Genomic DNA, 20236 nt, shown 5'->3' on the forward strand with positions numbered 1-20236 from the left:
CCTCAAAGTTCCCTGAAAAAAGATTGAACCCCTACAAGCCCTTTATTTACAAGGGCTTGTAGGGGTTTTCATCAGCACATTTTGTCCTGATACCATACAAAATGATATCTCCATTTAAAACACAGATATCAATGCGACAGTCAGCTTTTTTGTCTCAGAAAAGAGACAAGCTTCTCAGAGAACAGTCGACCTTCCTGAAAATCATACCGTCAATTACTCGGCATCGCTGTCGGTGTAAGCGGTCTCAACATCCTCATCGTGCGCGAAACGGGAGTTGGAGTCATCAAGAGCCTTCATGGAAAGACTGATCTTGTGATCCGCCTCGCGGAACTCGACGATAACCGCGGTAACCTCCTGACCTACAGAAAGAATGTCAGAGGGCTTGTCGACATGATCCTTGGAGATCTGAGAGACATGGAGCAGGGCGTCAATGCCGGGCGCAAGCTCAATGAAGGCTCCGAAATCAGTCATGCGGGCAACCTTGCCGGCAACAACAGTGCCGACGGCGAACTTCTCAGACGCGCCGTTCCAGGGATTCTCATCAGCGAACTTGCGGGAGAGGGCAATCTTGGTTCCGTTGATCTCCTTGATAAAGACGCGAACCTTGTCATCCACATTGAATACCTTGCGGGGATTCTCAACGCGGCCCCAGCTCATCTCAGAGATGTGCAGAAGTCCGTCGATTCCGCCCAGGTCTACAAAGGCGCCAAAATCCGTGATGTTCTTGATGGTGCCCTCAATGATGTCGCCAACCTTGAGCTTCTCCAGAAGATCCTTCTGGATCTCGCTCTTGCGCTCTACAAGAATCATCTTGCGATTGCCGATGATTCTTCTCCTGCGGGGATTAAACTCCGTGATCTTGAACTCGATTTCCTGGCCCAGATACTTGTTCAGATCGCGCTCATAGCGGTCAGATACAAGACTTGCCGGGATGAAGACTCTGGTTCCCTCGATCTCGACAGAAAGGCCTCCCTTGAGAACCTGTGTCACAGGCGCTTTGAGCACTTCCTCGTTCTCGAAGGCCGCCTCAAGCTTCTGGTTGCCCTTCTCCTGGAGCAGTCTCTTGTATGAAAGACTCACCTGACCCTCTCCGTCGTTCACCTTAGTGACAACGGCCTCCATGGTATCGCCAACCTTATGCAGGGTGGTCAGATCCAGGTTGGAATCATTGGAGTAGTCACTTCTTAAGATGACGCCATCGGACTTGTAGCCGATGTTCAGGATGATCTCGTCCGGCTTAACGGATAAAATCGTGCCTTCCACTACCTCTCCATTTCTGATTGTCTTAAGACTCTCTTCCAGCATTTGTTCAAAACTCATTTCTGACATTAGTTTGAACCTCCTTTATAATTTTTTGTGGGGTGCTGGCCCCTGCTGTTATGCCTACATTTTGAATGGATTGTAGTACCGACACATCAAGATCATCTATGGTCTGGATAAAGTACGTTTGCTTGCATTCACGGCTGCAGATCTCATACAACTTCTGTGTATTGGAACTGTTTTTGCCACCAATAACCAACATGACATCTGTCTTGCGTGCGATCTCGTAAGCGTCTCTCTGACGCTCTTCCGTCGCATTGCAGATCGTATTAACAGCGGTAATATCATATCCTTTTTGCTCAAGTATTTCAACCAATTGGCCAAATTTCTTATAGTTGAATGTAGTCTGAGAGACCACAAGCAGCTTGTCATTTTCGGACAGGGTAAATGCCTCCGCCTCTTTTTCTGTCGTAATCGCGGTATAGGGGCTTCCCGCCGGGATCCAGCCGATGATCCCCTCCACCTCCGGATGTCTCGCATTGCCGATGATAAGAATGTGATAGCCCTCCCTCGCGTATTTCTCCACCAGGCGGTGAATGCGAAGAACATTGGGGCAGGTGGCGTCCACCAGCGTAAATCCATGATCCTCCAGGTCATGATAGACCTTCGCTGTGATCCCGTGAGAGCGCAGGATTACAATGCCGGGCTCATACTCAGACAAATCATGCCCTTCCTCGATGACTGCGACCCCTCTCTTTTCAAAATCCCGGACGACAATCTCATTGTGGATGATGGGACCATAGGTGTAGATCGGCCCCTTTCCCCTGGCAATTTCCTGATCGACCATATCGACGGCCCTCTGTACACCGAAGCAAAAGCCGGCGGAAGGCGCCAAAATCACGTTTTTCATTTTATTTCCTCTTCTGCCAATTGCAGGATCCGCTCCACCACCTGATCGATGGACATTTGAGAAGAGTCGATCCGAACCGCATCCTTGGCCTGCGCTAAGGGAGAGACCTTACGGTGCATATCCCTGTCGTCTCTCTCCTCGATGTCTCTTTGAATCTGCTCCAGATCAAAGGCTTTCCCCTGGGCCTCATATTCTTTTGCCCTGCGCAAAGCGCGGGTCTTTGCCGACGCGGTCAGATAAATCTTGAGGGATGCGTGGGGCAAGACGGTCGTGCCAATATCTCTCCCATCCATGACCAGATTTTCCTGGGCCGCCAGTTCTCTCTGCAGACAGGTCAGCTGGTCTCTGACCTCTGGATAGACACTGCTGGCAGAGGCGGCATTTCCAACCTCTTCCGTGCGGATCAGGCCAGAGACATCCTCCCCATTGAGGAGAACCTCCTGTTGTCCCTCGCGATAGCGAAGGGATACATGGCAGTCTTTGACCTGCTTTGAGACAGCGTCTTCGTCACTTAAATCCACTCCTGACCGAAGCAAAAAGAGGGCAATGGCCCGGTACATGGCCCCGGTGTCGACATAGAGATAGCCGAGTTCCTTTGCCACCCGCCTGGCGATAGTAGACTTTCCTGCCCCCGCGGGGCCGTCAATTGCGATATTCATATACATGATACGCCTCTTTTCTCTTTCAAATCCAAATCAGAGCACTCCATCAAAAAAAACGCTCAAGACCCCGCCGCGGATATCCCGGCCAGATATCCTGTCGACCAGGCCACCTGCAGATTAAAGCCGCCGGTCAGAGCATCCACATCGATGAGCTCCCCGGCCAGATAGAGCCCTTTTACCAGCCTGGACTCCATGGTAGAAGGATTGATTTCTTTGACGCAAATCCCACCCTGGGTGATGATGGCCTCTGAAAATGACCGGGTTCCGGTCAGGCTCAGGGGAAAGTGTTTTAGGCAGCGCAAAATCCGCTCCCGGTCTTTTCTTGTGAGATCATGCATCTTTTTGTCCTGGTCAATCCCGGTTCTCACAATTACAAGCGGTATCAGCTTGGATGGGAGGAGTCCCCCGAAGAGATTCTTATAGGATCTGTTGATCTTATCCCTGATCTCCCTCTGCAGTCTGGCGTCAAGCTCCTGCTCGCTTACAGCGGGCTTTAAATCAATCTCCGCCCGCAGAATTCCCTCTTTTCGAAGACGTCTGCCAAGGATACTGGCCGCAGACAAAATCAGGGGGCCGGAGACCCCGAAATGGGTAAAGAGCATCTCTCCAAATGCCTCGTAAAGTTTTTTCCCCTGCTTGCCGAAAACCTTAAAGCTAACATTGCGCAGGGAGAGTCCCTGCAAGGTAAGGAGGTCAGCTTCTGCCACAGTCACAGGTACCAGACCGGGGATCGGCTCCTTTATGGAATGTCCCAGGCTCTCAGCCATCCGGTAACCGTCCCCGGTCGACCCCGTCGAGGGATAAGACAGGCCTCCGGTCGCAAGGATGACGGCATCCGCCCGCAGTTTTCGCCCGTCTTCAAGAATCAGACCTGCGACAACGCTCGTTTCTCCTGCCTCAAGCACCAGATCCCTGACCCTGCAGGAAAGCCAGATCTTGACTCCCGCTTTCCTACAGAGCCCTGCCAGGGTATTGGTCACATCCGAGGCGTGATCCGACTGCGGAAAGACCCGGTTTCCGCGCTCGACCTTGCAGGGCATTCCCCCCTGAGCAAAGAGCTCCATTACCCTCTGATTGTCAAGGCAATAGAAGGCGGAATACATAAATTTGGGATTTGTGACCAGATGCGAGAAGAATTCCTCCGGATCACAGGCGTTTGTGAAATTACACCTGCCTTTCCCGGTGATGTAGATCTTCTTGCCCAATTTCTCATTTCTCTCCAGGAGAGTGACCTTTGCCCCATGGCTTGCGGCGGCGTAAGCTGCCATAAGTCCGGCAGCGCCGCCGCCGACAACGATGATCTCAGGCATGCTTCACCTCACCCGGATAGTCCATCCCAAGGGAATCGTCCGATGGATTGAGCTCATCGATCCCATCAAATGCATACTCTCTGACAAGCTCCTCCAAAGTCTTCATCTGTCTTGCGACCGCGCTCTTCCTCTTCCTGGCCATGGCGACCAGAAGGGCGTTGATCAGGCTCATGGGAGCGACCAGGGACTGGGCTATTTCGTTGAGCTCTACCTGTGCTGTCAGATTGCAGGAGGAATAGAGGTTCATGGGGGATGTGACCCGGTCTGTCAGAGAGATCACCTTGGCGGAACGGGCATTCGCGAACTCCATCGCCTTTAAGGTCCGCATGGAATAGCGGGGAAAGCTGATCCCAAAGAGGGTGTCTTTGGATCCGATATGGATCATCTGCTCAAAAATCTCAGAGGTGTTCAGACTGGTGATGATATGGATATCGTCTCTGACCAGGCGCAGGTATGAGACCAGATACATGGCCAGGGGCGCGGACGCCCCTAGCCCCACAATATAGACATTTTTAGCTGACAGGATAATGTCGACCGCCTCATCGAAAGCATTCTGGTCCGTCTGCCGGAGAGTCTCCTCCAATTGATGGCGATCAGACTCCAGGATCTGGGCCAGGATCTGAGATTTTCCGGCTCTTTTATTCTGGCTCTTGATCTCCTGTCGCTCCATCAGGCGATTCTTGACATTGTCCTCCAAATCCCTGCGAAAGGCCGGATAACCGGAGTAGCCGAGCGACATGGCGAAGCGGACCGCTGTGGACTCAGAGACGCCGACCGCTCTTCCAAGCTGAGCCGCCGTCATAAAAACCGCCTGATCATAATAATCCGCTATATAATTGGCGATCCACTTCTGTCCCTTGCTCATCCTGCTGTAGTCGGCATTGATGCGGGCCATCAAGTCATTCTTCACTGCCATATCCGCTGCCCCTTTCCTCGCGATACACCCATTCATTATAAAAAAGAGGACCGCCCTTTGTCCAATCGCGTTAACCAAAGGGCAAGCCGAAAATTGTCTGAAGGGTAAAGCGGAACTGACCGAAAGGAAGAGCCGGGAAGACCTGCTCTGTCCTCCCGGCTCCTTCATTTTTCCCCAGGAGAAAGTCATCTCCAGCTCACTGACATCTCTTCGTCTATATTGCGCATATCCATGTACCAGACAAGAAAATGCAAAATCAGATAAACAGCAAATAAAATGAGGGCAATTATCCCAGGAAACGATGTGTCATACACTGCGTTCTTGACAATCAAAAATGCGCTCCAGCTGCAGACCAGCGCAAGGTTCCTTGCTCCGATCAGGGCCCTGCCTGCCCCCTTTCCCTTGTGATCTGATTCTCTGACCGCAGTTCCGTCATCCATCCAGTAAGCGACCATCTGGCATATGAAGATCAGAAGAGCCGCACTGATTTGAATGAAAAAAACATTCCAATCTTCCCTCAGTATACAAATACATTCCACCAGAAAGGCAAAGCCTGAGAGGAAGTAGAACACGCTCCTTAATCCTTGGCTTTTCATCCCGGCATAGAAATCATAGGCAGCCAAAAGGAGTAAGGACACCGAGAGCATTAGGATCCTCATTGGAAAATAAAATGTCAAACAAATCGCAATCATCATCCACGCCAGAAGAAACAGCGCCTCAAGGGTAATTCGCAAGTTCTTATGCTTCATCTTTCCCTCCTGTTAAGTGATTCCTGTCCCCTATCAATCATATATCCGATCTCTATACACAATATATCAGACTTCTATACGCCGCCAGACGCTTCTACTCCATTTCTCCCCTATAACAGCTGTTACTAAATATAATCTAACACGATTGCACACAGTTTGTCCACGAAGTTAAAATCCGGTTTGGAAAAAGCTGGTTTAGCCGGTTTAGACCGGTTTAGACCGGTTTATCTTCGATGGCTCTCAATCCAGGAAACAGAGAAATCTACAATATCGCGTTGCCTCATAAATCTGGAATCGGCCTTGCCCACCTTACCTGCACTTGCAAGTCCTGTTTTCTCAAAGGCACTTCCGATCTCCTCAAAATCTGCTCCGTCAACAAACAAGGTACTGTATGCCTTCCATACGCGCACCCCCTTTTCAAGGATGGCACTGTGTTCGACGCAGTTATGTTTCCCCGGATATGTTGCACGTACATCTGCCAAGTGAATCGATGTATTCTTGTCATATCCGACGCCCAGTAACAATACCTTTGCGTCAAGTTCATAGAGCTTTGCGATCGGTGAACCCTCTCCAAATATATTGGAAAGGCTATGTTCCGCCGTAATATAGGCAGCATGTTTTCCCCATGCGCACAGGGATCTTGCCGGATGATCTGTTCGGATGCTGCCTGGCCATTGTCGAAACATTTCCGCAACAGCTCCCATCGTATTGGTCGGTGCGATCTCTTTGTCATATGCCGGCCAGTTTTCTCTGATTTTATCCCAGTCTGACTCATCCGCGTCCCAATGCACACCTGTTTCGGGATCCAGGTTTTTCCATGACTGTGTCGGCATCACAATGGTGCCCTCCGATGTCACCACTTCAATGAGGGCTTCTATCACAGCCTGTGCCCCGCCGCATACATATCCAATGTTCTTTAAGGATGTATGTACAATAATAATATCCCCTCGCTTCAGACCAATTTTCCTGAGTCCCTGCACGATATCTTCTTTGCGTACCACTTTCATAATCTTTCTCTCGTCTGATTTACAAGTCAATTTCTTCAAAGCTCCTCACAGCCCTTGGGTAGGATAGGCAGGTACTTAATATAAATATCATGATACCAACCGCCAATATGGCCAGCTGCAGGGCAAAAATTCTTGACGGGTCATTCAGGCTTTCCAGATCGGGAATATGATGCAATATTTCCCCTGCCGTTATTATAATGGAGCTAATCAGGCAGAATGTAATGAAGGGCTTTCCGATCTTATACGTCGTCCTGAAAAAGCCTACCAGAAAAATACTGTTAAATATCGCGAATACGATCAATACATATCCAAGGTAGGCGGCATTTGCGTTCATCAGCTGATTTGTCACATAGGGAGCAACATCCCCTAAAAAAGTCATCCGGATCATCGTCAGCACCGCGCATAAGAAAAAGGACGCCCCCTGAATGAGCAGTACAAAGAGATATTTGGCTGTGACCACATCACGCTTTCTCACCGGCAGCATAACCGTGTATGTAATATCATCGTATTCCCGAACCTGTTGATAGGTATAAAAAATTCCAAGACAGATAAAAAAGGAGGAGACGAGAATCGGATACCCCGGAAGCATCGTCATAGCTGAAAAGGCGATGAACCAATAGCTCAAAGGGTTTGCTGACAGCTTCATTTCCTTATACAGAAGTTTTTTCATCACAAGTCCACCTTCTCTCTTTCAATATGCACCATGATATCTTCAAGACTTGGCGCTCGGCCCATTTCTTCTGCATAATGGCGAATAAAATCTTCCTTTCCCGTTGACAAAAGCAACTCTCCGTTTTTGATGTAAGTAATCGTATCCGCGCATTTCTCCAGGTCACTGGTGATGTGGGTGGAAAACAAGATCCCCACTCCTTTTTCAGCGAGTTTCTGAAAGATCTCATTGATCTCGTCTCTAGATACCGGGTCAAGTCCGCTTGTCGGTTCATCTAAAATAAGCAGCCTTGCATGATGAGAAAGGGCCAGAGTCAGGTAGAACTTTACCTTCATGCCCTCGGAGAGCTCCATCATCTTTTTATTCTCGTCGAGCTTAAATGCCGCCAGGTAATGGCGATAGGCCTCATCATCCCAGTTGTCATAGAAAACACGGGTAATGGATACGATCTCCTTTAACCTCTTTCTCTTATAGTAATTGATCCCGCCGACCGCATAGCCGATCTCCTGTTTGATCTCATCCTCATGATTCAGATATTCCTTTTCAAAAACATGAACGCTGCCCGCATCCGGATGCACAAGATTCAGAATTGATTTCAACGTCGTTGTCTTTCCGGCTCCGTTTCTGCCTATGAATCCCATAATCTCTCCCGCCTTCATACGCAAGCTGACAGGCTTTAATTCAAAGGCCGGATATCTTTTCGCGAGACCATTTACTTCCAGGATATATTCCATATGATTTATTCTCCCCCTTCAAAAGCCTCTTCCATCAGGTGTGCAAAAGCGCCCTTCGGCGGGATGGCAATCCCTCTCTTTTCATCGCCGAGAAGCAGAATGGTATCACCGGGTTCGATATGGAATACTTCCCGCGCCTGTTTCGGGATCACAATCTGACCTTTTTCCCCAACGGTAGCTGTCCATGCATATTTCCCTTTTGGTGCTTTCACGATAATCCCTCCTTTGGAATAAAAGTGTGTTATGTATGATTTGTATAACTTATTATACATTATTCTCTTATACAATGGAAGGCAAACGACACGGGCATTTCATAGGCATAAAAAAGGAACCGATTCACATAAAGAACCGGCTCCTTGATTCATGACAGTAAATCTATGCTCTGCGAATATCAATCCTGTTGGCGAAAATATTTATCTCGGAAGAATTTTCGCCAAAAGGCAAAAGCTCATACAGGATAGGCCCCGTTCTCGCTGTCTGCCAGCTTGGCGTCCATCTTGGTCTGCTGAGCCTGACGGTACTTGAAGTACTCGACAGCGACCTGGGGGAAGAGGGCATAGGACAGGGTATCCTCATCCTGCTGTTTGTAAGGAGCAACTGCCTTTTCCATTTCCGGGAGCTGGGGTTCTATCAGATCCGCCGCCCGACAGCTGATCGCCTCAGACTTACGATCGCCCAGAGCTTTCTCGACAACCTCGGGATTAAAGGATTTCTCGGTCTTTCCGTATTTACCCAGGAGCAAATCCTTGGTCTGATCCGTCACGACCTTATAGCGCTCTCCCATGAGGACATTGAAGACGGCCTGTGTTCCCACGATCTGTGAAGAGGGGGTAACCAGAGGGGGCTCACCCAGATCCTTGCGGACGCGGGGTACTTCCTCGAGAACCTCCTGCAGCTTGTCAGACTTTCCCTGCTCCTTGAGCTGACCAATCAGGTTAGAGAGCATGCCACCGGGAACCTGATACATGAGGGTCTTGATATTAACTCCCAGGACCTTGGGATCCAGGCGGCCATTATCGATGTACTTCTGGCGAATGGGAGCAAAGTACTCGGCGATCTCTGCCAGCTTGTCCAGATCCAAGCCTGTATCATAGGGAGTATCCTTGAAGGCTTCAACCATAACCTCTGTTGCAGGCTGGGAAGTTCCAAGGGCAAAGGGGGAAATGGCAGTATCGATGATATCAGCGCCTGCCTCAACCGCCTTCATCAGGGTCATGGAAGCTACGCCGGAGGTGTAGTGAGTATGAATCTCTATCGGCAGATCCGTCGCGGATTTTAAGGCGCTGACAAGCTCGGTCGCAGCCTTGGGAATCAGCAGCCCGGACATGTCCTTAATGCAGATGGAATTGGCTCCCATCTCTTCAATGCCCTTGGCCTTCTTCATCCAGTAATCTAAGGTATAGGCGTCACCCAGGGTATAGGACAGGGCTACCTGGGCGTGTCCCCCCTCCTTAACCGTCGCCTTGACCGCCGTCTCTAAATTGCGCAGGTCATTCAGGCAGTCAAAGATACGTACCACGTCGATTCCATTGGCCACAGACTTCTGTACGAAGTACTCCACAACGTCATCCGCATAGGGCTTATAACCTAAGATATTCTGTCCGCGGAAGAGCATCTGCAGAGGCGTGTTCTTGAAGCCAGCTTTGAGCTTGCGCAGACGGTCCCAGGGGTCTTCCTTCAAGAAACGCAGGCAGGCATCGAAAGTAGCTCCGCCCCAGCACTCCACTGCATTGTAGCCGATCTTGTCCATGGCCGGAACAATGGGAAGCATCTCCTCCGTCGTCATGCGGGTTGCAATCAGAGACTGGTGGGCATCACGCAGAACCGTCTCTGTAATCTTTAATTTCTTATCAGCCATGTATCTCTCCTCTCAACAAGTGATACAAGTGTTTTCCTCCCTGCATTCGCATTCCCGCTCTGCTTCGCATCGCTTCATGCTCATGCAGGGGCGTGTCGTAATTCCTTGATGATCACCGGATTGCTCCGCGCTTCGCGCTCCCGCAATCCTCCCCTGCATTCGCATTCCCGCTCTGCTCCGCATCGCTTCATGCTCATGCAGAGGCGCCTCTCAAAGTTGATGTATCGCGCTTTGGTGAGCGAGCTCCCCACGCGCAATACACCAGCTTTGCTCGGCTGTGATCATCATATCCCAAATATTGCCATGAAGACGCCGGCCGCGACAGCCGTGCCGATAACACCGGCGACATTGGGGCCCATTGCATGCATCAAAAGGAAGTTGGTCGGATCCTCTTCTGCACCCACCTTCTGGGAGACACGGGCGGCCATCGGCACAGCGGATACTCCGGCGGACCCGATCAGAGGATTGATCTTGCCGTGTGTGATATGGGACAGGATTTTTCCCAGGATCACACCTCCGAAAGTACCGAAAGCGAAGGCAATCAGACCCAGAACAACGATTTTGATCGTCGTCACATTGAGGAAGGCCTCCGCGGAAGTAGAAGCTCCTACGGAAGTTCCCAGCAGGATAACGACAATGTACATCATGGCATTGGACGCGGTCTCTGTCAGCTGACGAACCACACCGGACTCACGGAAGAGATTGCCCAGCATCAGCATCCCGACCAGGGGCGCCGTCGTGGGAAGCACAAGGCAGACAATGATCGTCACAATGATAGGAAAGAGAATCTTCTCCAGCTTGGACACCGGACGAAGCTGCGCCATATGTATGGACCGCTCCTCCTTGGTCGTGAACAACCTCATGATCGGAGGCTGAATGATGGGCACCAGGGACATATAAGAATACGCCGCCACGGCGATCGGCCCCATCAGAGCCGACTGTCCCAGCTTGCCCGCCAGGAAAATCGATGTAGGACCGTCCGCTCCTCCGATAATGGAAATGGCCGCTGCGGCCTTGTCGGAAAATCCCATAAAAATCGCCAGAAGATAGGCCAGATAGATTCCCAGCTGAGCAGCCGCCCCCATCAAAAATGAAATGGGATTGGCGATCAGAGGACCGAAGTCAGTCATTGCCCCGACGCCCATAAAGATGAGAGACGGTAAGATGGACCACTCGTCCAGCTGGTAGAAATAGTAGAGCAAACCTCCCACGCCGTTGCTGGTATCCTCCGGACTTGCGATAATATCGGGATAGATATTGACCAAGAGCATGCCGAACGCAATCGGCACCAGCAAGAGGGGCTCAAAGCCCTTCTTGATCGCAAGAAAGAGGAAGACGCAGGCCACGCCGATCATGACATAGTTTCCGGGAGTGAGACTCGCGAAAGCTGTCTGACCGAGGAGGTTTGTTATCGTCTCCAAAACATAACTCATGAATTATTTCCTCCTGGAAAGGCTCGCTTAGTTCATGGTGGCCAGAAGATCACCGGCCTCGACCTGCTGTCCCTCTGTTACTTCGATTGACGCGACGGTACCGTCCTGGGCAGCAACAACCGGGGTCTCCATCTTCATAACCTCAAGGGTTAAAACTGTATCCCCCTTCTTGACCGCGGTTCCCACAGGAACATTGAGCTTAAAGACCTTGCCTGCGGCTCCGGCCTCAATGCGAACAGATCCTGCTCCACTGCCTGCCACAGGGGCTGCAGGGGCTGCTGCGGGAGCTGCGACAGCCTGGCTGCGTGGGGCGGACGCGGATCCGGCTCCCTCTTCTACAGTGACATCATAGCTCTTGCCGTTAACGGTGATCGTATAGTTTTTCATGGTGACTTCCTCCTGATTAATATCTTCTCTTGATGGACCGAACGACGAAATCATCGGTCGAGCTTCCGGTGGACGCAGCAATCGCTGCGGAAACAATGGCGACTAGCTCAAGATCGTCGGCATCTTCTCCTTCATCCTCATCTTCCTCCAGGAACTCATCTATCAATGGTTTCTTGACAGACGCGCCGGAACCGGGAATGAATTTGAAGAGACTGATCAAAATTGAGATCAGGATCAGCATGAAAAATACCGTTCCCATGCCCATGAGGACATTGAGTCCCGCCTTGCCCATGGTCTCGCCTAACCCATAGACTTGCTCAATGTTGATGGATGTGACCTCCATGGTCTTGGCCTTCATCACATAGGTCAGCTTTAAGTCGCGCTTGCTGTACTTAAGGATCTGTGTCGCGGTCAGGGTCTTTCCCGACTTACTCAAAGTGAATTTGCCGTAGTCCTGGAAATCTCCCGCCTGGTCGCGGTTTTCGGCCCAGTTTTTAAACATCTCGGCATAGACCGCAGCATTCTCTTCCTTTGTATTCTTGCTGTAGTAGTTCTGATACTGTCTGGCTTCATCGGCGGACAGAGCCTGCAGCTGACCGGCCGTCTTTTGAATCACAGACTGAATATCCTGCTCAGAGTAGCCATTGTAGTCCGTCCTTGCGCTGCCGCAGGCAGTCAGAAGAAAAATGCTGATCAAGGTCAGAGCGAGAATTCTTACTTTCTTTCTCATAGTCTCACCTTTCTTACTTGGTCCCGTGCTTCTTGAACGTGAAATCCTCTCTCTTTCCAAGGAGCATTTCAAAACCGGCAATCAGGTATTTTCTCAAATCCTCGGGAGCGACAATCCGGTCGACAAAGCCTCGGCCTGCCGCCGCGATGACGCCTGACTGCTTCTCTGCAAATGCCCTGGCCTGCGCCGTCTGCTCTGCCTGATCGGCAGAAGCATACATGACCTGGGCAGCCAGACTGGCGTCCATAATCTCAATCTGCGCATCGGGCAGAGCGAAGGTTAAATCAGCGCCGACAGACTTGGCGTTCATAGCTAAAAATGCCGTTCCGACAGCCTTCTTAGTAATTACATTGATCTTGGGAACCGAGGCGGAGGCCAGAGCGTAAATCAGACGGGCCGCAGCCTGTCCCAGAGCCTTCTCCGCATAGAGACTCGCCTCATAAGAAGTCACGTTGGTCAAACTGAGCAGAGGAATATCAAACGCGTCGCAGAAGCGGACAAAATCAGCCGCCTTATAAGCCCCATTGACTGTCAGCTGATTGCCGTCATCCCGGTCATCGCACTTCTGCGTGTTGCCGAAGATGCCGACCGTAATTCCGCCGAGCCGGATAAAGCCTGTGGTCATCTCTTTGGCATATCCTGCCCTGGTCTCAAAAAATACATGCTGATCGGCGAGCTCCGCTGCGGCGGCCCGGGCATCGTCTCTCTTGACATCCAGCCCTTCGGCGGCGCGATTCAAATCATCAGAGGCCTCAGCAACCTCTCCCTCCTGCAGATTAGAGCCGGGAACAAGAGAGATCATAGAGCGGATCTGAGACAGAATCTCTTCTTCGCTTCCAATCCCATCCGCGTTACCTGCCTCAAACTGAAAGGCGGCGGAGGCAGTATCTAAGGTCTCCTCACTGTTGCCGGGAATTGCGTTGGCGGAGTTGATGAAGAGTCTGGCGCCCTCCTCGATAAAGGTGAAATCTGATATCGATGTCAGAATTCCCAGACCTCCGCCGCAATTGCCAAAGACCGCTGTCAGCTGAGGAATCACACCGGAAGCCGCAACTGCGCTGGCATAAATCCGTCCGACCGCGTCCAGGGCGTCTATAGATTCCTGCAGACGAATCCCGGTCGAATCGAGAAGCCCGATCACTGGCGCTCCGACCTTGACTGCCATTTCGTAGAGCTGGCAGATCTTTCTGGCATGCATCTCGCCGACGGATCCGCCCATCACCCCGGCATCCTGGCTGTAGACAAAGACCAGATTCCCGTCGACGGTTCCATGACCGATCACAACACCGTCAGACGGAGCCTTCTGCTCCTGAGAATTAAAATCCGTACTTCTTGAAGTCACAAGCGCTCCGAGTTCCACGAAGCTGTGCTCATCGAGAAGAGATTCGATTCTTCGGAACGCAGGGCTTGTTGCTACATTACTCATGCTCATTCCTCCATATATTATGATCTCTCTCACGCATTTTTATATGCTCTTTGCAGAAAAAACGCGTTCTACTGGCCCTGTCCCCCGAAAAAGGTCCAAAAGCCGACTAAATAATAGTATCTCTCTTATCTGGATAATTCAACTGAATGAATCGCTAAATAATCAGATATCCACCTCCATCTCTGCGGCCTCCTCGGAGGCCTCCTGACGGAACTCCTCGACCTGGAGAGGGCTCATGGCCGGCAGTTCATCCAGGGAAGAAACCCCGAAGGAACGCAAAAACTGCTCCGTCGTCCCAAAGAGCATGGGTCTTCCCGGAGCGTCCAGCCGTCCCAGCTCCTCAATCAGGTCATACTCCACAAGCCGACTGATGGCATGATCTGAGGATACCCCGCGAATCTTGTCCACCTCCGCCTTCGTGACCGGCTGCTTATAAGCCACAATCGAGAGGGTCTCAAGCATGACGTCCGTCAGGACCTGTTTTTGGGGCTGTCTGGCAATTTTAATCAATGACTCGTAAATATCAGTACTGGTGCACATCTGATAGGCGGACTCCAAAGAGATGATCCGCATTCCCCTGTCCTGAAGCTCATAGTCCCGCTTCATCTGCTCCAGACAGTCGGTCACCTGAGAAAGCGGAATCTGAAGAGCCTGCGCGATACGCGTTGGCTCAACGGCATCTCCCATAGTAAAGAGAATTCCCTCGACTGTCTTATAGAGTTCTTTCTTCTCCATGATTCCCTACTCCTCCGTCAGTCTGGACTCGATCTCGATCTCTCCGAAACTCTCCTCCTGGCTGACCACAATATTTCCTGCCTTCATCATTTCAAGAATGGCCAAAAAGGTCACGACAAGTTCCGTTCGGCTCTTCGCCCCCTGTAAGAGACTTCGGAAGGAGAAACGCTTTCTCGTCCGGGCGAATTTTCTCAAGTCGTCGATCCTGTCATCAACAGAGATCTCTTCCCTCTTGATATTGCCGAATTTGGCCCGGATGGGATCAATCCGCCGCTCCTGTCTGAGCAGTGCCTCCTGAAAGACCTCATAGAGCCGGTTCAAGTCGACGCCGGACTCTTCGATCAGCTGATTTGGATCTACCGGCGGCTCATAGGCCCGGACCTCTTTCGGAATCGAGGCCCTGTGGTAGAAATGCAGCCTGGCCGCCGACTGCTGATCCCTCAGCTGGTCGGCCATATATTTATAGAGCTTGTATTCCAGAAGTTGACGAACCAGGTCTGCCCTGGGGTCCTCTTCCTCCTGAGCTTCCTCTCCGTCAGACCTGGGAAGAAGCATCCGGGACTTGATATCAAGAAGAGTGGCTGCCATGACCAGAAATTCACTGGTCACATCTAAAGACTCCTCCTTCATAGCCTCCATATACTCCATATATTGTCTAGTGATTTCGACAATTGGAATATCGTAGATATCGACCTTATTCTTGTCAAGGAGATGCAGGAGCAGGTCTAAGGGCCCCTCAAATGTCTCCAGTTTCACGTTGAGTTCCATAAAATCTCCGACAGCGACACAGAAGAAAAATCACAAAAAAATCCGCTCGCAGGAAAGATCCGGCGAGCGGGGTCAGGCTTTTAAAGTCACTGAGCCAGGTCAGACGACTTCATCGAGAAGGACATGCGACCCATCTTATCCTTGCCCATGCAGACCACTTCGACGATATCGCCCAGGGTCAGTACATCCTCAACGCGGTCAATTCTCTGGTTGGCAATCCTGGAGATGTGCACCATCCCCTCCTTGCCGGGGGCGAATTCGATGAAAGCGCCGAATTCCTTGATGGAGACCACCTTTCCTGTCAGATGCTGTCCCTTCTCAAAATCCATCGTGATAATCTCTACCAGACGGACCGCCTCGTCGATTGCGGCCTGATCCATCGCCGAAACAGAAACTGCGCCGGACTCGTCAATATCGATCTTGGCTCCAGTGCGATCGATGATCTCGTTGATGGTCTTGCCTCTCTGACCGACCACATCTCCAATCTTGGACGGATCAATCTGGATCTGCACAATCTTGGGAGCGTACTTGGACAACTCGGCGCGCGGCCGGTCGATCGCCTTTGACATGCAGTTGTCCATGATAAAGAGACGGGCCTCATGGGTTCTTCGGATGGCCTCCTCAACGATGGTCCTCGTCAGACCGTGGATCTTGATATCCATCTGGATGGCCGTGATGCCGTCTTTCGTCCCGGTCACCTTGAAATCCATGTCCCCGAAGAAATCTTCCAGACCCTGAATGTCCGTGAGTAGAACATAGTCGTCATCGTCCTCCCCTGTTACCAGTCCGCAGGAAATGCCGGCAACCATCTTCTTGATGGGAACGCCCGCCGCCATCAGCGACATGCAGGAAGCGCAGGTAGAGGCCATGGAAGTAGACCCGTTAGACTCAAAGGTCTCTGAGACAGCGCGAATCGCATAAGGGAAATCCTCCACGGTGGGCAAAACCGGAAGCAGCGCTCTCTCCGCCAAAGCCCCATGGCCGATCTCCCGCCGTCCGGGTCCCCTGGAGGGCTTGGTCTCTCCCACAGAGTAAGAGGGGAAGTTATACTGGTGGATGTAGCGTTTATTTGTCACATTGGCGTCCAGTCCCTCTACCCTCTGCACCTCTGACAGGGGCGCAAGCGTGACAATATTACAGATCTGGGTCTGTCCTCTGGTGAACATGGCGGATCCGTGCACGCGGGGGATCAAGTCCACCTCCGCAGACAGAGGACGGATCTGATCCAAGGCGCGGCCGTCAGGCCGCCTGTGGTCTTTCAGGATCATCTTCCGAACCGTCTTCTTCTGGTACTGATAGACCGCGGAATCCAGGACAGCCAGGTAATCCTCACGGTCAGCGAAAGCCTCGGCCAGGCGCTCTGTCACCCTGCGGATATTCTCCTCCCGAACCTGTTTTTCATCGGAGAACACAGCCTCTTCCATCTGCTCGGGAGTCACAATCTTCTTCATTTCCTCGAACATCTGCCGGTCAATTGCCACATGTTCATAATCGTGCTTGGCCTTGCCGACCTCAGCAACCATCTGATCAATCAGGGCAATAATGGTCTGGTTGACGTCATGCGCCTTGTAGATCGCTTCAATCATCTCCTGATCAGACAGCTCATTGGCCCCGGCCTCGATCATGATGACCTTGTCCCTTGTGGATGCCACCGTCAGACGCAGGTCTCCATTGTCCCAGTCAGACTGGGAAGGATTGATCAGCAGATCCCCATTGATCATCCCCACCTGTGTCATGGCGCAGGGGCCGTCGAAGGGAATATCAGAAATCGCGGTCGCCATTGCCGTGCCGATCATAGCGACCAGTTCCGGTCTGCAGGAAGGATCCACGGAGAGCACCAAATTGTTCAGGGTGACGTCATTGCGGTAATCCTTGGGAAAGAGAGGACGCATCGGACGGTCAATCACGCGGGCGGTCAAAACAGAGTTCTCGCTGGCCTTACCCTCTCTCTTGTTAAAGCCGCCGGGAAACTTGCCGACCGAGTAGTACTTCTCCTCGAATTCGACGGACAGAGGGAAGAAGTCAATCCCCTCTCTGGGCTTTTCGCTGGCAGTCGCCGTACACAGAAGCGTCGTCTCCCCGTAGCGGATCATAACCGCCCCGTTGGCCTGCTTGGCGACCTTGCCCACTTCGATCTGAAGTTCCCTTCCGGCCAGTTCCATCCTAAATGTCTTCATACAAACCTTCTCCACTGATACAAACCCACTATAAAACATCATCTACAATCGCAACCTGCGGCTATGTGATTTTTATAAAAACAATGGAATGTGAGCCTCTCATACATTCCCTTGTCAAAAATAAAGCGGAGTGATGATCACTCCGCCTAAGAAATTCTTATTTACGCAGACCCAGGCGCTCGATTAAGGAACGATATCTCTCAATATCCTTGTCCTTGAGATAGCCCAGGAGATTGCGTCTCTTTCCGACCATCTTCAGAAGACCGCGGTTGGAATGGAAATCCTTGGGGTTCTTCTTCATGTGCTCGGTCAGCTCATTGATGCGAGCCGTCAGAACTGCAATCTGTACCTCGGGTGAACCGGTGTCGTTCGCTCCCTTGGCGTACTCGTTGATAATTGCTGTCTTTTTGTCTTTTGCGATCATTCGAATCCTCCTTATTTCAATCGATTCGCCGCTACCAAGTGCGGGTCGGAGTTTCCGCGCACTGAGTATGGCCTCAATTACTGGTAGATCATACCATACCTGCTCTTAATATAGCAAGCTGTATTTCACTCCGAAAGACTCTCCGGGTGACAGCTCGCATATCTGGCAATCTGCTCTTTATCTCTGCCGATCTGCAGCTTCAGGGCCTTTATATCCTCGAATTTCTTCTCATCTCTCACAAAGTGCAGGAAATCAATTCTGGCCTCCCTTCCATAGATATCTCCCTCAAAGTCCATCAGATAGGTCTCGATCCCAGGCGCGCGTCTGCCCTCAATCGTCGGCTTGACGCCGACATTGGTCATGCCCCAGTAAGACTTTGTCCCCATCACTACTCTGGTCACATAGACCCCATAGCGGGGCAGAAGCTTGTCCTCAGGCGGAGAGAGATTGATGGTCGGAATCCCGATCGTCCGCCCGATTTTTCTGCCGTGAACAATCTCTCCGTAACAAAAGAAATCGTAGCCCAGGAGGGCATTCGCCTCTTCGATCTGTCCCCCTGTAATCAGACGGCGGATGCGGCTGGAAGAGATATCCTCCCCGCCCTCCTTGAGCTTGGGAATAATCAGGGGGCGAAAGCCAAGCTCCGGAGCCAGTTGCTTAAGGGTCTCAACATCTCCCGCCCCGCGATAGCCAAAGTGAAAGTCCTCTCCCACGACCAGCGTTCGCATGGACAGGTCATGAACCAGCTGTCGAAGGAAGGCTTCCGGCTCCATACGCGCAACCTTTTCTTTGAATTCCCATTGGAGCAAACAGGAAATTCCGGTCCTCTCGAAGAGCATGCCTCTCTCCCTGTTATCCACGATGTTAAAGCGATCCTGATCCAGAAATCTGCGAGGGGATGTCTTAAATGTCAGGGCAACTGAGACCAGTCCTCTTGTCTCCTCCTCCCTGGTCTTATCTATCAAAAGGCGGTGTCCCCTGTGAAGGCCGTCAAACTTGCCCACACAGACAGCGCTGTCTTCCATTATCCGATCCTGCGCGGGACCATAGAGATAGATCATAGCCTCTCCTCATAGAAGAAGTTCTTCAGGCGAAGTCCCTCCTCGCATCTCACATAAATTCCAAGAAAAACCCCGTCAGACAGATAGACCCGAAAGGCCAGTCCCAGACCGGCCTTTCGCCAGTCTGACCCTGTCCGCGACTGCTTTCCCCCCTCATAAAGACAGGTTATCCCTTCTGTCTTCTCCGCGATGGGAGCCCCGTTTTTCCCCGCCTTCGTCAGTCCCTCTGGAAGCTTTAATGCCGGAAGATCCGCGAAAACAGCGTCAACCGGATAGAGAATGTCTTCCAGTCTCCCGGCGGCGACTGCTTCCTGGATCTGATCCAGCCGCAGCGCGTTCTTACTGTCAAAATCCCCTACCCGGATTCGCTCCAGGGCGGCCATAGATGCTCCGCATCCGAGGGCGTCCCCGATATCCGAGCAGAGGGTACGGATATAGGTTCCTTTGGAACAGGTCACCTCCATTATGACATGGGGTAATTCCATGGATAGAATCTGAATGTCATAGATCACGATGTGACTGGCCCTGCGTTCCAGCTCAATCCCCTGCCTGGCGTAATGATAGAGTCTCTTTCCTCCCACCTTCCTGGCTGAGTACATGGGCGGAATCTGATCCTGCGGGCCGAAAAAGGAGGCGACCTCTCTTTGAATCTCATCCTCACTGACCGAGACTGGATTTCGTTCGAGAATTTGCCCCGTCATATCCTGGCTGTCCGTTCGTATTCCCAGCTGCATATTGGCGATATAGGTCTTGGTCCAATTCGCCATGAGATTCACCGCCTTGGTCGCCCGACCGATACAGACCGGGAGAACCCCTCTGGCAGCCGGATCCAGAGTCCCGGTATGACCGATTTTTCTAATATGCAGGATCCCCCGCAATTTGGCCACCACGTCAAAGGAAGTGAAGCCGGGCTCTTTGTAGACATTGAGGATTCCGGATCTCATCTTTTCTCCATTGCAATCTATTGAACATATGCTCCGCAAATGCTTCATCCGCATTCCATGTCATGAAAAAATATC

The 20236-nt window shown here is 51.5% G+C and carries 21 protein-coding genes; all 21 read right to left on the bottom strand.

Going from position 1 to position 20236, the window contains the following annotated elements; translation table 11 throughout:
* Positions 1–213 precede the first annotated feature (213 nt).
* The 21 genes from rpsA to truB all read right to left on the bottom strand — a co-directional run bounded on the left by rpsA (position 214) and on the right by truB (position 20161).
* On the bottom strand, positions 214–1329 hold the full coding sequence (gene rpsA / locus HMPREF1508_RS01960; RefSeq protein ID WP_044958960.1) for a 30S ribosomal protein S1: 1116 nt from the start codon (positions 1327–1329) through the stop codon (positions 214–216).
* Positions 1310–2170: a 4-hydroxy-3-methylbut-2-enyl diphosphate reductase gene (ispH, locus tag HMPREF1508_RS01965; protein WP_006906246.1), complete on the bottom strand. Its 861-nt coding sequence runs from the start codon at positions 2168–2170 to the stop codon at positions 1310–1312. The genes rpsA and ispH overlap by 20 nt, the downstream gene beginning before the upstream one ends.
* A complete protein-coding gene (gene cmk, locus HMPREF1508_RS01970) occupies positions 2167–2835 on the bottom strand; it encodes a (d)CMP kinase (RefSeq protein WP_044958962.1) in 669 nt (222 codons plus the stop codon). The genes ispH and cmk overlap by 4 nt, the downstream gene beginning before the upstream one ends.
* 56 nt (positions 2836–2891) lie before the next feature.
* Positions 2892–4142, bottom strand: a complete 1251-nt coding sequence (locus HMPREF1508_RS01975; protein ID WP_044958964.1) for an NAD(P)/FAD-dependent oxidoreductase — start codon at positions 4140–4142, stop codon at positions 2892–2894.
* Entirely contained in the window at positions 4135–5058 is a 924-nt protein-coding gene (locus tag HMPREF1508_RS01980; RefSeq protein ID WP_044959090.1) for a MurR/RpiR family transcriptional regulator, read from the bottom strand. The genes HMPREF1508_RS01975 and HMPREF1508_RS01980 overlap by 8 nt, the downstream gene beginning before the upstream one ends.
* Positions 5059–5243: 185 nt before the next feature.
* The gene (locus HMPREF1508_RS01985; RefSeq protein ID WP_044958967.1) at positions 5244–5807 is read right to left on the bottom strand and encodes a hypothetical protein; all 564 of its coding nucleotides are present in this window, start codon (positions 5805–5807) and stop codon (positions 5244–5246) included.
* A 224-nt stretch (positions 5808–6031) separates the two neighbouring features.
* Positions 6032–6853, bottom strand: a complete 822-nt coding sequence (locus HMPREF1508_RS01990; protein ID WP_242834480.1) for an aminoglycoside N(3)-acetyltransferase — start codon at positions 6851–6853, stop codon at positions 6032–6034.
* Positions 6834–7484 (bottom strand): ABC-2 transporter permease, encoded by a 651-nt coding sequence (locus HMPREF1508_RS01995; RefSeq protein WP_044958971.1) that lies wholly within the window; start codon positions 7482–7484, stop codon positions 6834–6836. The genes HMPREF1508_RS01990 and HMPREF1508_RS01995 overlap by 20 nt, the downstream gene beginning before the upstream one ends.
* Positions 7484–8218, bottom strand: coding sequence for an ABC transporter ATP-binding protein (locus HMPREF1508_RS02000; RefSeq protein WP_044958972.1), 735 nt, complete (start codon positions 8216–8218; stop codon positions 7484–7486). The genes HMPREF1508_RS01995 and HMPREF1508_RS02000 overlap by 1 nt, the downstream gene beginning before the upstream one ends.
* 5 nt (positions 8219–8223) lie before the next feature.
* Positions 8224–8430, bottom strand: a complete 207-nt coding sequence (locus tag HMPREF1508_RS02005; RefSeq protein ID WP_044959092.1) for an AbrB/MazE/SpoVT family DNA-binding domain-containing protein — start codon at positions 8428–8430, stop codon at positions 8224–8226.
* A gap of 236 nt (positions 8431–8666) precedes the next feature.
* Positions 8667–10076 carry an oxaloacetate decarboxylase subunit alpha gene (locus HMPREF1508_RS02010; protein ID WP_044958974.1) on the bottom strand — a complete coding sequence of 470 codons (1410 nt, stop codon included), beginning with the start codon at positions 10074–10076 and terminating at the stop codon, positions 8667–8669.
* Positions 10077–10360: 284 nt separating this feature from the next.
* On the bottom strand, positions 10361–11509 hold the full coding sequence (locus HMPREF1508_RS02015) for a sodium ion-translocating decarboxylase subunit beta (protein WP_006906254.1): 1149 nt from the start codon (positions 11507–11509) through the stop codon (positions 10361–10363).
* 27 nt (positions 11510–11536) lie between these two features.
* On the bottom strand, positions 11537–11896 hold the full coding sequence (locus tag HMPREF1508_RS02020; RefSeq protein ID WP_044958975.1) for a biotin/lipoyl-containing protein: 360 nt from the start codon (positions 11894–11896) through the stop codon (positions 11537–11539).
* 16 nt (positions 11897–11912) lie between these two features.
* Positions 11913–12626: an OadG family transporter subunit gene (locus HMPREF1508_RS02025; RefSeq protein WP_006906256.1), complete on the bottom strand. Its 714-nt coding sequence runs from the start codon at positions 12624–12626 to the stop codon at positions 11913–11915.
* Between the two features lie 13 nt (positions 12627–12639).
* A complete protein-coding gene (locus tag HMPREF1508_RS02030; RefSeq protein WP_044958976.1) occupies positions 12640–14052 on the bottom strand; it encodes a carboxyl transferase domain-containing protein in 1413 nt (470 codons plus the stop codon).
* Positions 14053–14214: 162 nt separating this feature from the next.
* Entirely contained in the window at positions 14215–14787 is a 573-nt protein-coding gene (gene scpB, locus HMPREF1508_RS02035) for an SMC-Scp complex subunit ScpB (RefSeq protein WP_044958977.1), read from the bottom strand.
* 6 nt (positions 14788–14793) lie between these two features.
* The gene (locus HMPREF1508_RS02040) at positions 14794–15555 is read right to left on the bottom strand and encodes a segregation and condensation protein A (protein WP_044958978.1); all 762 of its coding nucleotides are present in this window, start codon (positions 15553–15555) and stop codon (positions 14794–14796) included.
* Positions 15556–15641: 86 nt separating this feature from the next.
* Positions 15642–17732, bottom strand: a complete 2091-nt coding sequence (locus tag HMPREF1508_RS02045) for a polyribonucleotide nucleotidyltransferase (protein ID WP_044958979.1) — start codon at positions 17730–17732, stop codon at positions 15642–15644.
* A 157-nt stretch (positions 17733–17889) separates the two neighbouring features.
* On the bottom strand, positions 17890–18156 hold the full coding sequence (rpsO, locus tag HMPREF1508_RS02050) for a 30S ribosomal protein S15 (RefSeq protein ID WP_006906262.1): 267 nt from the start codon (positions 18154–18156) through the stop codon (positions 17890–17892).
* Between the two features lie 125 nt (positions 18157–18281).
* Positions 18282–19217, bottom strand: coding sequence for a bifunctional riboflavin kinase/FAD synthetase (locus HMPREF1508_RS02055; protein ID WP_044958982.1), 936 nt, complete (start codon positions 19215–19217; stop codon positions 18282–18284).
* The gene (truB, locus tag HMPREF1508_RS02060; protein WP_044958984.1) at positions 19214–20161 is read right to left on the bottom strand and encodes a tRNA pseudouridine(55) synthase TruB; all 948 of its coding nucleotides are present in this window, start codon (positions 20159–20161) and stop codon (positions 19214–19216) included. The genes HMPREF1508_RS02055 and truB overlap by 4 nt, the downstream gene beginning before the upstream one ends.
* Positions 20162–20236: the final 75 nt, after the last annotated feature.

Source organism: Shuttleworthella sp. MSX8B, from assembly GCF_000524295.1.
GTDB lineage: Bacteria > Bacillota > Clostridia > Lachnospirales > Lachnospiraceae > Shuttleworthia > Shuttleworthia satelles.

Bases quoted from the DNA above. Each gene is read 5' to 3' on its own strand.
- rpsA (WP_044958960.1), bottom strand. From the start codon at position 1,329: ATGTCAGAAATGAGTTTTGAACAAATGCTGGAAGAGAGTCTTAAGACA.
- ispH (WP_006906246.1), bottom strand. From the start codon at position 2,170: ATGAAAAACGTGATTTTGGCGCCTTCCGCCGGCTTTTGCTTCGGTGTA.
- cmk (WP_044958962.1), bottom strand. From the start codon at position 2,835: ATGTATATGAATATCGCAATTGACGGCCCCGCGGGGGCAGGAAAGTCT.
- HMPREF1508_RS01975 (WP_044958964.1), bottom strand. From the start codon at position 4,142: ATGCCTGAGATCATCGTTGTCGGCGGCGGCGCTGCCGGACTTATGGCA.
- HMPREF1508_RS01980 (WP_044959090.1), bottom strand. From the start codon at position 5,058: ATGGCAGTGAAGAATGACTTGATGGCCCGCATCAATGCCGACTACAGC.
- HMPREF1508_RS01985 (WP_044958967.1), bottom strand. From the start codon at position 5,807: ATGAAGCATAAGAACTTGCGAATTACCCTTGAGGCGCTGTTTCTTCTG.
- HMPREF1508_RS01995 (WP_044958971.1), bottom strand. From the start codon at position 7,484: ATGAAAAAACTTCTGTATAAGGAAATGAAGCTGTCAGCAAACCCTTTG.
- HMPREF1508_RS02000 (WP_044958972.1), bottom strand. From the start codon at position 8,218: ATGGAATATATCCTGGAAGTAAATGGTCTCGCGAAAAGATATCCGGCC.
- HMPREF1508_RS02010 (WP_044958974.1), bottom strand. From the start codon at position 10,076: ATGGCTGATAAGAAATTAAAGATTACAGAGACGGTTCTGCGTGATGCC.
- HMPREF1508_RS02015 (WP_006906254.1), bottom strand. From the start codon at position 11,509: ATGAGTTATGTTTTGGAGACGATAACAAACCTCCTCGGTCAGACAGCT.
- HMPREF1508_RS02020 (WP_044958975.1), bottom strand. From the start codon at position 11,896: ATGAAAAACTATACGATCACCGTTAACGGCAAGAGCTATGATGTCACT.
- HMPREF1508_RS02025 (WP_006906256.1), bottom strand. From the start codon at position 12,626: ATGAGAAAGAAAGTAAGAATTCTCGCTCTGACCTTGATCAGCATTTTT.
- HMPREF1508_RS02030 (WP_044958976.1), bottom strand. From the start codon at position 14,052: ATGAGTAATGTAGCAACAAGCCCTGCGTTCCGAAGAATCGAATCTCTT.
- scpB (WP_044958977.1), bottom strand. From the start codon at position 14,787: ATGGAGAAGAAAGAACTCTATAAGACAGTCGAGGGAATTCTCTTTACT.
- HMPREF1508_RS02040 (WP_044958978.1), bottom strand. From the start codon at position 15,555: ATGGAACTCAACGTGAAACTGGAGACATTTGAGGGGCCCTTAGACCTG.
- HMPREF1508_RS02045 (WP_044958979.1), bottom strand. From the start codon at position 17,732: ATGAAGACATTTAGGATGGAACTGGCCGGAAGGGAACTTCAGATCGAA.
- rpsO (WP_006906262.1), bottom strand. From the start codon at position 18,156: ATGATCGCAAAAGACAAAAAGACAGCAATTATCAACGAGTACGCCAAG.
- HMPREF1508_RS02055 (WP_044958982.1), bottom strand. From the start codon at position 19,217: ATGATCTATCTCTATGGTCCCGCGCAGGATCGGATAATGGAAGACAGC.
- truB (WP_044958984.1), bottom strand. From the start codon at position 20,161: ATGAGATCCGGAATCCTCAATGTCTACAAAGAGCCCGGCTTCACTTCC.